The sequence below is a fragment of the Nocardiopsis suaedae genome (genome assembly GCF_027706745.1).
Taxonomy (GTDB): Bacteria; Actinomycetota; Actinomycetes; order Streptosporangiales; family Streptosporangiaceae; genus Nocardiopsis_A; species Nocardiopsis_A suaedae.
Genome location: NZ_JAQFWP010000027.1, coordinates 52,851 through 64,945, shown reverse-complemented (window position 1 = coordinate 64,945; position 12,095 = coordinate 52,851). Strand labels below are relative to the sequence as shown.

Here is a 12,095-nt window from a genome sequence, read left to right as displayed (position 1 = left end):
CCGTGTCGGGCACACTATCTTGATATCAAGAGATAGGGTGTGCTCATGCGTGATGAGGTCGACGGGCTGGTCGAGGCGTGGCGCGCGGAGCGCCCGGACCTCGACGTGGCGCCGCTGCAGGTGCTCAGCCGCGTCTCGCGGCTCGCGCGCCACCTGGACCGGGCCCGGCGCACGGTGTTCACCGACCACGGCCTGGAGCCGTGGGAGTTCGACGTGCTCGCCGAGCTGCGCCGCTCCGGCGCCCCCTACGAGCTGAGCCCGGGGCGGCTGCTCCGCGCCACCCTGGTCACCTCGGGCACCATGACCAACCGCATCGACCGGCTGGCCGCGGCCGGGCTGGTGCGGCGGCGCCCCGACCCCGCCGACAAGCGCGGGGTGCTGGTCCGGCTCACCGACGAGGGGCGCGAGCGCGTGGACGCCGCCCTGGAGGCCCTGCTGGGCTACGAGGAGTCGATCCTGGAGCCGATGCCCTCGGGCGAGCGCACGGCGCTGGCCGCCCTGCTGCGCTCGCTGCTGTCGCCGCTGGACGAGTGAGGGCCCCGCTCGGCGCCCCCTCGACGAACGCCCCCGTTTCGGACACTCTTGTTACTCGGCGGTATCCGTCCCCTCACCGGGATGCCGCCGGGGCGCGCAGACAACGTGTCCGATTCGAGCGGAGATCTACGTGCACATCAAGCGCAGCGCCGCCCTCGCCGCGGCGGTCCTCCTGGCGGCGGCCGCCTGCTCCTCGGAGGAGCCCGGCGGGGCGTCTCAGGAGCGGTACTACCTGTCCCTGGGGGACTCGCTGGCCGTGGGCGTGCAGCCCGACGGCGAGGGCGGGTTCGAGGAGACCACCGACGGCTACACCGACGCGCTGTACCGCACGCTGAAGGACGACCGGCCGTCGCTGCGCCACGAGCGGATGGGGTGCGGCGGCGAGGACACCACCACCTTCAAGGACGGCGGGCTGGAGCCCTGCGGGGAGCGCTACACCGAGGGGACGCAGCTCGCCCAGGCCGAGCGCTTCCTGGAAGAGCACCGGGGACAGGTCGACCTGGTGACGGTCGACATCGGCGGCAACAACTTCACCGGGTGCGTCGACCTCGGAGGCGACGGGGACGACGGGGACGACGGTGAGAGCGGGGACGGCGGGACGCCGGACGTGGAGCTCGACCGGGACTGCGTCGAGGACGGTCTGGACCGCCTGGAGGAGGAGGTCCCCGAGATCACCTCCCGCCTGCGCGCGGCCGCCGGTCCGGATGTGCAGGTCATCGGCATGACGTACTACAACCCCTTCCTCGCGGCGCTGCTGCTGGAGGACTCGGGTGACTCAGGAGACGGCGGCGGCGAGAGCGGGGACGGCGGCGATGGCGACGGCGACGAGGACCCGTCCGCCGAGGACGAGATGGTGGACTACGCCACCGGCGTGCTGGTGGAGATGAACGACATCCTGCGCTCCTCCTACAGCGACGCCGGTATGCAGGTGGCCGACGTGGAGGAGGCCTTCGAGTCGGAGAACTTCGAGGTCCCCGAGGACGGCGACTCCGACATGCCGACCAACGTGCAGTACATCTGCGACTACACGTGGATGTGCAACACCGAGGACGGACCTGACATCCACACCAACCAGGCCGGAGCCCAGTACATAGCGCAGACCTTCGAGCGGCTGGTCGAGGCCGGCTGACCGCGCCCCCGCCTCAGGGACACCCGGGTGCCCCGCCCCGAGGGGCGGGGCACCGGGGCCCTACTCTCCGATGCGCTCGGCCTCGGCGAGCCAGCGCTCCTCCAGTTCCTCCTTCTCGGCCTGGAGGGTCTTCAGCTCGGCGTCGAGGTCGGCCAGGCGCGTATAGTCGTCGGCCGCCTCGGCCATGAGGGAGTGCAGCTCCTCTTCGCGCTTGCCGATGCGGTCCATACGGCGCTCCAGGCGCTGCATCTCCTTCTGCGCGGCGCGGCGCTCGGCGGCCGAGACCGCGGGGGCCGCGTTCTGGGCCTCCTCGCCGCCGCCCGAGGAGTCGCCGCCCGCGGAGGCGGCGACCCCCGGCACCGCGTCCCGCCCCTCCTGGCGCGCGCGCCGGGAGAGGTACTCGTCCACGCCCCCGGGGAGGAACGCCAGCGTCCGGTCGCCCATCAGCGCCAGGGTGCGGTCGGTGACGCGCTCCAGGAAGTAGCGGTCGTGGCTGACCACCACGAGCGAGCCCGGCCAGCCGTCGAGCAGGTCCTCCAGCTCATTCAGGGTCTCGATGTCGAGGTCGTTGGTGGGCTCGTCCAGCAGCACCACGTTCGGCTCGTCCATGAGCAGCCGGAGGAGCTGCAGGCGGCGGCGCTCGCCGCCGGACAGGTCGCCGATGGGCGTCCACTGCCGGTCGCCCCGGAAGCCGAACCGCTCCAGCATCTGCCCGGCGGAGTACTCGCGCTTGCCGATCGTCACGAACTGGCGCACCTCGTTGACGGCCTCCAAGGGGCGCGTCCGCGGGTCCAGCTCGGCGAGGTTCTGCGACAGGTGGGCGAGCTTGACGGTGCGGCCCCGGCGCACCCTGCCGCCGTCCGCCTCGCGCTCGGCGGCCAACAGGCGCAGCAGGCTGGTCTTCCCGGCGCCGTTCACCCCCACCAGGCCGACCCGGTCGCCGGGCCCCAGCTGCCAGGTGAGGTCCTCCAGCAGGGGGGTGTCCCCGGCCTTCAGGTCCACGTGCTCAAGGTCGATGACGGTCTTGCCCAAGCGCGCGCTGGCGAAGCTGACCAGCTCGACGGTGTCGCGCAGCGGCGGAACGTCGGCGATGAGCGCGTTGGCGGCGTCCACCCGGAACTTGGGCTTGGACGAGCGGGCCTGGGGGCCGCGCCGCAGCCACGCCAGCTCCTTGCGCATCAGGTTCTGCCGCCGCTCCTCGGCCGCGGCGGCCAGCCGCTCCCGCTCGGCCTTGGCCAGCACGTAGGCGGCGTAGCCGCCCTCGTAGCGCTCGACACGGCCGTCGACCACCTCCCAGGTGCGGTTGGTGACCGCGTCCAGGAACCACCGGTCGTGAGTGACGACCACCAGCGCCTCCTTGCGGGCGTTGAGGTGGTCGGCCAGCCAGGCGATGCCCTCGATGTCGAGGTGGTTGGTGGGCTCGTCCAGCACGATGAGGTCGTGCTCGCCGGTGAGCAGGCGGGCGAGGGCGGCGCGGCGGCGCTCGCCCCCGGAGAGGGTGTCCATCCCGGCGCCCAGGTCCCAGCCGCCGAGCAGGCCGCGCAGCACGTCGCGGACGCGCGGGTCGCCGGCCCACTCGTGCTCGGCGCGGTCGCCCAGGACATAGGCGCCGACGGTGGTGTCGGGGAAACTGTCGCGCTGGTGCAGGAAGCCCACGCGCAGGCCGCGGTTGTGGATCACCCGGCCGGAGTCGGGCTCGGTGGCCTGGGCGAGGACGGAGACCAGGGTCGACTTGCCGCCGCCGTTGCGGCCGACGACGCCGATCCGGTCGCCCTCGTCGATACCGAGCGAGACGCCGTCGAGCAGGACGAGCGGGCCGTACGCGAGCGAGACTTCCTGAAGATTGACGAGGTTCATCGTCTTCCCATTCTGTGGGCTGTCCCCCACTGGAATGACACGCCTCGGGCACCGGGCCGTCCTCGACGGGCCCGGTGCCCGCCCCGTCGCGCGCGCCATAGGGGTGCTCAGACCAGGAAGAAGTCGCGCGCCGAGCGCGCGATGCCCTCGGTGTCCAGGCCGTGGGCGCGGTCGTGCTCCTCCGGGGTGCCGTACTTGCGCAGCTCGGCCTCGCGGGAGACACCGAGCGCGCGCTGGCGGTGGCGCCGGTCCTCCAGGGCGACGGCGACCTCGTGCGCCGAGGTCCCGGCCAGGTAGGGCTCGACCGTCAGGACGTCGGCGCCGCCGACGGAGGCGACCAGGCGGTTCAGCCCGGCGCGGTCGAAGGGGCGCGGGGTCGCGGTGTAGGCCACCGTGACGTCCAGGCCCTCGGTCGCGGCGAGCACCCGGTCCAGCATCGGACCGACGGCGACCACCACCCCGGCCGCGCGGGGCGATCCGGTGCGCACCGGGACCAGGCCGGAGCCGACCGGGCGCGGGGCGGCGTTGCCGAACTCGCTGAGGCGGACGTAGACCCGGTCGTCGCCGGGGAGCGCGGCGCGGACCAGGCGGTCGGCCTCGTCGGCGTGGCCGGGCACGTGCACGGTCCAGCCGGGCAGCGTGTCCAGCAGGGCGACGTCGCCGGGGGCCATGTGGGTGCGCCCGGCGCCGGCGTAGTCGTAGGAGGCGCCGATCCCGGCCAGCACGGCCCCCGCCCCCTGGTGGCCCAGGTCGAGCTTGACCTGCTCGAAGGGGCGCTCCACGAGGAACGAGGAGAAGGTGTGCACGACCGGGCGCTGGCCGGACAGGGCCAGGCCCCCGGCGACGCCGATCTGGAGCTGCTCGCGGATGCCGACGTTGACGACCCGGCCGGGGTGGCGGGCCGCGGCGGCGGCGAAGCGGTCGGTGGAGATGTCGGCGAGGACCACGGTCAGGCGCGGGTCGGCGGCCATGGACTCGGTGACGGCGCGGGCGAAGGCGTCGCGCATCGGCTGCGGGGTGACGGCGGGGGCCGGGCGGGTCTCGGTGGCGGTCGCGGTCACGGGGATCACTCCTTGGGCTGGACGCGGGCGATCACGGCGTGGGGGGTGCGGGGGTCGCGGACCGAGAAGGCGTCGGCCAGCGCGTCGTGGTCGCGCCCCCACACGGTCTGCGCGGACCACCCCTCCCGCTCGAAGCGGGCGGCGATGCCGCCGGGCCAGCCGTGGGTGGCCGAGCGGTTGTCGATCACCACGGCGGTGACCGCCCCCAGGCCCAGCCGCGCGGCGGCGGCGATGGCCTCGTGGTTGCTGCCCTCGTCGAGTTCGGCGTCGCCGACCAGCACCACCACGCGGGGTTCGGTGCGGCCCTGGGCGCGCAGGCCGAGGGCGGTGCCGACGGCCAGGCCCAGGCCGTGGCCCAGCGAGCCGCTGCCGATCTCGGCGCCGGGGACCAGCACCCGGTCGGGGTGGTGGCCCAGCGGGGAGTCGAACCGGGTCCAGGAGCGCAGGTCGGCGACGCTCAGGAAGCCCTTGGCGGCGAGCACGGCGTAGTAGGCGGCGGGGCCGTGGCCCTTGGAGAGCAGGAAGCGGTCGCGGTCGGGGTGGTCGGCGGTCTCCGGCGAGACCCGCAGGACGCGGTCGTAGAGGACCCAGAGCACGTCCAGCGTGGACTCGGCGGCCGCGCGGTGCTTTTCGTCACCGGTCATGAGGCCGACCAGCGCGGGGAGGTCGGCGTACCGGCTGAGTGCCGTCGTCGTCATGGCGCTAGTCTGTAAGCTCGAGTTAACTTGAGGTCAACCGTCCGCGGACGCCGCCGTCGCGGAGAGGGGATGTGACATGGCCCACTTGCCGGTCAGGCTCACCATCGGCCAGGTGTCGGAACGCAGCGGGATCGCCCGCACGACGCTCCGCTTCTACGAGGAACGGGGGCTCATCCACTCGGAGAGGACCTCGGGCAACCAGCGCCGGTACCACCGGAACACGCTGCGGCGCCTGGCGTTCATCTCCACGGCCCAGCGGGTCGGGCTGTCGCTCGGGCAGATCCAGGAGGCGCTCACCACGCTCCCCGACAACCGCACGCCCACGGTGAGCGACTGGGCGCGCCTGTCCGAGGAGTGGCGGAACGAGCTGGAGGCGCGCATCGACGCGCTGCAGCGCCTCAGGGACCGCCTGACCTCCTGCATCGGGTGCGGGTGCCTGTCGCTGAAGGACTGCCACCTGAACAACCACGACGACGTCCTGGCGTCCCAGGGGCCCGGGGCCCCGGGGCTGAAGCCCGCACGCGAGGGCGGGCTCTAGGGCGTGTTTCTCGGATCATTTTCGGCTCGCGACCACCAGGACGACGCTCGCTGCGCCGGGACGCTCGAGCAGCCAACCAGGATGAACTTCGCGCCCCGTCTTGCGAGCGCCGCCCGGGACGGCCGCTCGCTGATCGAAAAGCCTCCGAGAAACACGCCCTAGGGGGTCGAGGGCGTGACGGCCCGCGCCCCGGGAACGTCGCCGTAGGCGGTGAGGGCGCGCTCGCACGCCCCGGACTTCTCCAGGGCCTCGGCGATCCCGGCGGCACCGTCCGCGTCGGGCGCCAGGAACGCGCAGGTGGGGCCCGAGCCGGAGACGATGCCCGCCAGGGCGCCCGCCTCGCGGCCCGCCTCCAGGGTCCGGGCGAGGTCGGGGCGCAGGGACAGCGCCGCGGGCTCCAGATCGTTGCGCAGGGCCGCCGCGAGCGCCGAGGGGTCACCGGAGCCCAGGGCCGCCGTCAGCGCCGCGTCTCCGTGCGGCTGAGGCGCGTCCGGGCGGAGGCGGTCGTACTCGCCGAACACCGCGGGGGTGGACAGGCCGCGCTCGGACAGGGCGAACACCCAGTGGAAGCGGCCCCGCGCCGGGACCGGCTCCAGGACCTCGCCCCGGCCGGTGCCGACCGCGGTGCCGCCCAGCAGGGGGAAGGGGACGTCGCTGCCGAGTTCGGCGGCCAGCGCCCGCAGGGTCGCCTCGTCCAGGCCCGCGCCGAACAGCGCGTCGCAGGCCAGCAGGGCGGCGGCCGCGTCGGCACTGCCCCCGGCCATTCCCCCGGCGACCGGGATCGCCTTGTCGATGCGGATGCGCACCCGCGCCCGCTCCTCGGGCAGTCCCGCTTCGCGGGCCACCAGGCGGGCGGCGCGGGCGGCCAGGTTGCTCCCGTCGCGGGGGACCTCCGCCAAGTGCGCGTCCAGCCCTCCGGCCGCCGCGCGCACGTCGATCACCGCTTCACCGGCCCCTGCCCGGCCCGAGTCGGCCCCGCGGACGGTAACCTCGTCGCACAGTGAGACAGCGTGGAATACGTTCACGAGATCGTGGTATCCATCCTCGCGCACCGGCCCCACCGCCAGTAGCAGGTTGACCTTCGCGGGCGCCCGTACGGTCACGGCGGTAACAGTGGTCATGAGCCCTAGATCATAGAGGAACCCCCTGCCAGTGAGCCCGGACGCCGAAGCGAGGCCGCGCACGCCCCGCATGCGCCCTGGACACGGGGGCGGCTCCTCACCGATCCCTTCCGCACCGGTCACCCGGAGTGTTCCGCTCTGGGCCGCTTTGGCCTGCGCGGGTGGGTATAGGGCCGCGATCCCCGCTACCTTGGGGCCAGACGGAGTGTGGACACCGTCGGGGAGGGTCGCTTGCCGTCGGATGGGCTCCCAAAGGACCTTGAACCGCTGGCCGCCGGAGATCCGGCGACCATCGGTCCCTACGTGCTGGCCGGACGGCTGGGCAGCGGGGGGATGGGCACGGTCTACCTGGGCCGCGCCCCTGAGAAGGGTGCCCAGGTCGCGATCAAGGTGATCCGCCCGGAGCTGGCCTTCGACGAGGCCACCCGGGCCCGGTTCCACGACGAGATGGAGAACGCCCGCCGGGTCGCCTCCTTCTGCACGGCCAAGGTGCTGGACCACGGCACCTTCGAGAACCGGCCGTACATGGTCACCGAGTACATCTCCGGGACCGCGCTGGCCGAGCACATCTCCCAGCACGGGTCGCTGGACTCCAGCACGCTGCACGGCTTCGCCCTCGGGGTGGCCGCGGCGCTGGCCGCCATCCACAGGGCGGGGCTGGTCCACCGCGACCTCAAGCCGGCCAACGTGCTGCTGTCGCTGTCCGGCCCCCGGGTGATCGACTTCGGCATCGCGCGGGCCATCAACACCTCCACCAACCACACCCAGACGGGCATCGTCATGGGCAGCCCGGGGTGGATGGCGCCCGAGCAGCTGCTCGAGGAGAAGGTGACCACCGCCGCCGACATCTTCGCCTGGGGGTGCCTGGTCGCGTTCGCGGGCAACGGCACGCACCCGTTCGGCAACGGCGACGCGATGACGCTCGGAAAGCGGGTGCTCTTCGCCGAGCCGCAGATCGGCGACCTCGACAGCCCGCTGGACCGCCTGGTGGCCCGCGCGCTGGCCAAGGAGCCCGAGCGCCGCCCCAAGGCGCAGGACCTCCTGCTGGAGCTGGCCGGGGGCGAGGACACCGGCGGCGACAGCGCCAACGACCCCAACGACATGGTGAGCCACGCGCTGCACCAGTCGTGGCGGCCCAACCTGCCGCCTATGCCGCCGCCCGGGCCGCCCATGCCCCCGCACCCGGGCCCCAACCCGAACATGACCAACATGGTCCCCCACGGCCCGCCGCAGGGCCCGCCGCCGGGGCCGTACCCGCCGCCGGGCGGTCCCGCGCACGGGCCGCACGGGGCTCCGCCCAACGGCCCCCAGGGCCCACCGCCTCCTCCGCCGGGGCCGCACACCAGCCAGCCGATGCAGCGCCCGGCCGGGGTGGCCCAGCAGGCACCCGCCGGGCAGACCGGCCAGTTCGGCCAGCACGGCGGGCCGATGCCCCCGCAGGGGCCGCCCGGGCCGCAGCAGACGGGGCCGATCCCGCTGCCCCCGCAGGAGCAGCAGGCGCAGCCGTACGTGCCCCCGGCCCCGCCCCCGCCGCACCGCCCGCTGCAGCCCGCCAAGCGCAGGATGAAGTGGGTCGCGATCACCGCCGCGGTGGCGGTGCTCCTGGTGGTGCTGCTGGTGGCGGTGCTGACCCTGCTCAGCGGATCCGGACTGCCGGTGCCGTGGGGCGGCCGGGACGACGCCGACGCGGCCGCGGACGGCGGCCAGGAGCAGAACGGCGGCGAAGGCGCGCAGAAGGAGCCGGGAAGCGGAGACGGAGCGGACGGCGCCGACGACACCGGCGCGCGGGCCCCGGACCCGGGCGACCCCGGGGTGGCCGACGACGGCCTGTCGGCGTTCACGGCGCAGGGCTACCGCTGTTCCGACCGGGTCGACGGGCGGCACCTGCGGGTGGAGAACGGCACCTACTGCGTGTTCGAGCTGGAGCTGTTCAACGGCGGCGACGAGCCGGTGCGGCTCGACCACCGGCGCCAGCGCCTGAGCGCACCGGGACTGGGCGACGTGGTGGCCGAACGCCCGTCGGACCTGGAGGCGGAGGCCCCGCTGTGGGACCCGGTGGCCCCGGGCGAGAGCGCCCGCGGCGAGCTGGTGTTCACCGTCCCCGACGCGGAGCGGGTGCGCGACGGCGTCCTGATGCTGACCAGCAACGACCGCGGCGGCGAAGCGGAACTCCCCATCGAGGAGTTCACCGAGTCCGACTGAGGCCCAGACGCCGACGGCCGCGCCCCAGTGGCCGGGCGCCGGGGCCCACCATGCCCGATCCCCCTCCGGCGGACCGGCAGGTACCCCTCTGACGGATCCCGGTCGGGCGCCGGGCCGCAGGGGCGCGAGGAAGAGAGCGGCGACCATGCGCACGCCTGACGAGCGACAGCGCTGCCGCACGGGGCGCCGACCCCCCGTCGTCGTAGTCCCTCTTCGTCTCGCTTCCGCACCAGGAGACCTGGCAGACGGCGGACCGCCGGAAGACGCGCGGACCCGGTCCGTCGCCCCGCGCGCAGGAGGCCGAGGCCCTGTCGGGGCGGGGTGGGCCCGCCCGGCCACGCGACCCACGCGACGCGCGGTGGGGATGCCACCGCAACCACACCCCCATGACTCCGCTACCCGGCCAGGGCCGCGCGAAGGGACACCTGCTCAGCCGTCGCCCCCTGCGCGGTGACCACACACTCGTGGCGGGCGGCGGCGGGCGGCGGCGATGCGTCCGGGACCGGCTCCCGAGACCTCCGCCGGTCTGTTCAGACCTCCTTGGGCGGGGCGTGCTCGGCGATCCTGGCGAACTCCTCGATTCCCAAGGCCTCGCCCCGCGCCGTCGGGTCGACACCCGCCGCCCGCAGTGCCTCCTCCGCGCGCGCGGGCGAACCCGCCCACGACGACAGGGCCGCCCGCAGGGTCTTGCGGCGCTGGGCGAACGCCGCGTCGATCACGGCGAAGACCTCCCGCCGGTCCACGTCCGCCACCGGCGCGTCCCTGCGCTCCAGCGACACCAGCCCCGAGTCCACGTTCGGCGCGGGCCAGAACACGTTCCGCCCCACCGCCCCCGCCCGGCGCACGTCGGCGTACCAGGCCGCCTTCGCCGACGGCACCCCGTAGGTCCGGCCGCCCGGCGCGGCCGCCAGGCGGTCGGCGACCTCGGCCTGGACCATCACCAGGCCGCGGCGCAGCGACGGCAGCAGCTCCAGCAGGTGCAGGACCACCGGGACCGCCACGTTGTAGGGCAGGTTCGCCACCAGCGCCGTCGGCTCGGGGCCGGGCACCTCGGTGATCCGCATCGCGTCGGCGGCGACCACCCGCAGCCGGCCGGCCAGGTCCGGCGCGTGCTCGGCGACGGTCCCCGGCAGCGCGTCGGCCAGCACCGGGTCGACCTCCACCGCGGTCACCCCGGCCACGTGCGGCAGCAGGGCCAGCGTGAGCGACCCCAGTCCGGGACCCACCTCCAGCACGGTGTCCCCGGCCCCGACCCCGGACACCCGGACGATGCGGCGCACGGTCCCGCCGTCGATCACGAAGTTCTGCCCGAGGGTCTTGGTGGGCCGCACGCCGAACCGGTCGGCGAGCCGCCGCACGTCGGCGGGGGTGAGCAGGCGGGCGCCGTCGGCGCTCTGGGAGCTTTCGGAGTCGGTCACCCGGACATTTTGCCAGGCGGCGGGGGCGACCGGGGTCGGACGAGCGGGGTACGGGGCCCGCTCGTGGGCCAGGCCGCCCGGCCGCCTCCGGACCGGAACCCCCTCCGCGCCGCCGCGCACGCCCTCAGTCGAACAGGTGGCGGCCGCATTCCGGCCACTGGCTCCGCCAGTTCCCGCCGACCATCTCGTACAGCTTCTGCGCCCGCATCGTCTGCTCGCTCGCCGACGCCTCCGCCGGGGAGCCCGTCCCCCCGGCCGACCGCCAGGTGGACGGCGAGAACTGGTACAGCCCGTAGTACCCGCCCGCCGCGTTCACCGCCGACGGGTCGCCGCCCGACTCGCACTGCGCCAGCGCCGACCAGTTCAGGCCGCCCGCCGACCCCGCCTGCCCGGGCTCGGCCGTGCCCACCTCCACGACCCCGTCGACGGGCTCCTCGACGACCTGCTCTTCCAGCACCCGCTCGGCCTCCTCGCCCTCCTCGAGGACCGGGAGCACGGTCACCTCCTTCACCCCGTCCTCCGCCTCGCGGACCGTGCGCTCCTCCCCCTTCTCCAGCTCGTCGGTCTCGCGCTCCTCCGTCTCGGCCTCGATGGCGACCTCCTCGGTCTCCGGCTCCCCCAGAGCCTCCACCACCCGGATCACCGCCCCCTCCTCGGCGGGCCGGTCCACCTCCGGTTCGACGATGTCGTGGGCGCCGACGTCGATCCCGTTCTCCGCCAGCACGTCCCCGACCACGGCCTCCGTGGTGGCGACCTCCGTGCGGACGCGGTCGCGCAGGATGACCATCCCGCGCGCCCTCTCCCCGGTGACCTCCAGCCCCTCCTCCGGGATGGGCGCCGACCGCTCCTCGGACAGCTCCAGCGGCTCTGCCGACAGCCCGATCTGGTCCAGGGCCTCGCCCACCGTCAGGGCCGTCACCCGGTGCGCCTCCGGCTCCTCCCCGTCGATGGCCACGGTCAGCTCCCTGGCCGAACGCACCACGACGGCCCCTCCTCGGCCGACCTCCTCGCCGAGCCCCGGCGCCACCGCGTCGTTCTCCTTCAGGCGCACCCCGGCGGCGTCCAGGACCTCCCCGACGGTGGCGGCGTAGGTGTGCACCACGCGTTCCCGGCCGTCGACGTCCAGCAGGACCTGCTTGTCCATCGCGTAGGCGGTCCCGCCTCCCGCCAGCAGCAGCGCCGCGGCCCCCGCCCCGATCGCGACGGCCCAGCGGGGCGGCAGGACGCGGGCGGGGCGCGGCGTCGGCGCGCGGTGGGCCCGCCTCCGGCCGCCCCGACCCCGCCGGCCCGGCCGCGAAGGTGGTTTGCGCACGATTCCTCCGATCCTTTCGAAGACGCGTGAAACGAGAGCAGGCACGAGGAACGGACACGAAGGGCGGACAGGGGAATCCACGCGAAGAGGAAAGGGATCCCCGGGCGCGCCGACCGCAAGGGCGTCCGACCTCGGGTTCCGCGGGCGCATCCGCCACACGGACATTATCACCGCGCCCTTTTTCGCCACGGACATCGACCGAAATTCAGTGCGCGCCGAATCCCT

10 protein-coding genes are annotated in these 12,095 nt (G+C 74.5%); 4 read left to right on the top strand and 6 right to left on the bottom strand.

Going from position 1 to position 12,095, the window contains the following annotated elements:
* Positions 1 to 45: 45 nt before the first annotated feature.
* Both O4U47_RS15720 and O4U47_RS15715 read left to right on the top strand, forming a co-directional pair.
* Entirely contained in the window at positions 46 to 534 is a 489-nt protein-coding gene (locus O4U47_RS15720; protein ID WP_270678611.1) for a MarR family winged helix-turn-helix transcriptional regulator, read from the top strand.
* Positions 535 to 664: 130 nt separating this feature from the next.
* Positions 665 to 1,663 (top strand): SGNH/GDSL hydrolase family protein, encoded by a 999-nt coding sequence (locus O4U47_RS15715; RefSeq protein ID WP_270678610.1) that lies wholly within the window; start codon positions 665 to 667, stop codon positions 1,661 to 1,663.
* 60 nt (positions 1,664 to 1,723) lie between these two features.
* Here the strand turns inward: O4U47_RS15715 and O4U47_RS15710 are convergent, their stop codons facing one another.
* From O4U47_RS15710 to O4U47_RS15700, 3 genes are all read right to left on the bottom strand, one after another.
* A complete protein-coding gene (locus tag O4U47_RS15710) occupies positions 1,724 to 3,520 on the bottom strand; it encodes an ABC-F family ATP-binding cassette domain-containing protein (protein WP_270678609.1) in 1,797 nt (598 codons plus the stop codon).
* Between the two features lie 107 nt (positions 3,521 to 3,627).
* A complete protein-coding gene (locus tag O4U47_RS15705; protein ID WP_270678627.1) occupies positions 3,628 to 4,527 on the bottom strand; it encodes a transketolase family protein in 900 nt (299 codons plus the stop codon).
* 59 nt (positions 4,528 to 4,586) lie between these two features.
* On the bottom strand, positions 4,587 to 5,279 hold the full coding sequence (locus tag O4U47_RS15700) for a thiamine pyrophosphate-dependent enzyme (protein ID WP_270678608.1): 693 nt from the start codon (positions 5,277 to 5,279) through the stop codon (positions 4,587 to 4,589).
* A gap of 76 nt (positions 5,280 to 5,355) precedes the next feature.
* Between O4U47_RS15700 and soxR the strand changes: the two genes are divergently transcribed.
* Positions 5,356 to 5,817 carry a redox-sensitive transcriptional activator SoxR gene (gene soxR / locus O4U47_RS15695; protein WP_270678607.1) on the top strand — a complete coding sequence of 154 codons (462 nt, stop codon included), beginning with the start codon at positions 5,356 to 5,358 and terminating at the stop codon, positions 5,815 to 5,817.
* Positions 5,818 to 5,975: 158 nt separating this feature from the next.
* Here soxR and O4U47_RS15690 read toward each other — a convergent pair whose 3' ends face one another.
* Complete coding sequence (locus O4U47_RS15690; RefSeq protein WP_270678606.1) at positions 5,976 to 6,938, bottom strand: 4-(cytidine 5'-diphospho)-2-C-methyl-D-erythritol kinase; 963 nt, start codon at positions 6,936 to 6,938, stop codon at positions 5,976 to 5,978.
* 231 nt (positions 6,939 to 7,169) lie between these two features.
* On the opposite strand from O4U47_RS15690, the gene O4U47_RS15685 reads away from it, so the two are divergent.
* The gene (locus O4U47_RS15685; RefSeq protein WP_270678605.1) at positions 7,170 to 9,140 is read left to right on the top strand and encodes a serine/threonine-protein kinase; all 1,971 of its coding nucleotides are present in this window, start codon (positions 7,170 to 7,172) and stop codon (positions 9,138 to 9,140) included.
* A gap of 530 nt (positions 9,141 to 9,670) precedes the next feature.
* Here O4U47_RS15685 and rsmA read toward each other — a convergent pair.
* Positions 9,671 to 10,558 (bottom strand): 16S rRNA (adenine(1518)-N(6)/adenine(1519)-N(6))-dimethyltransferase RsmA, encoded by an 888-nt coding sequence (gene rsmA / locus O4U47_RS15680; RefSeq protein ID WP_270678604.1) that lies wholly within the window; start codon positions 10,556 to 10,558, stop codon positions 9,671 to 9,673.
* 124 nt (positions 10,559 to 10,682) lie between these two features.
* The gene (locus tag O4U47_RS15675; protein ID WP_456299835.1) at positions 10,683 to 11,870 is read right to left on the bottom strand and encodes a ubiquitin-like domain-containing protein; all 1,188 of its coding nucleotides are present in this window, start codon (positions 11,868 to 11,870) and stop codon (positions 10,683 to 10,685) included.
* Between the last annotated feature and the right edge of the window lie 225 nt (positions 11,871 to 12,095).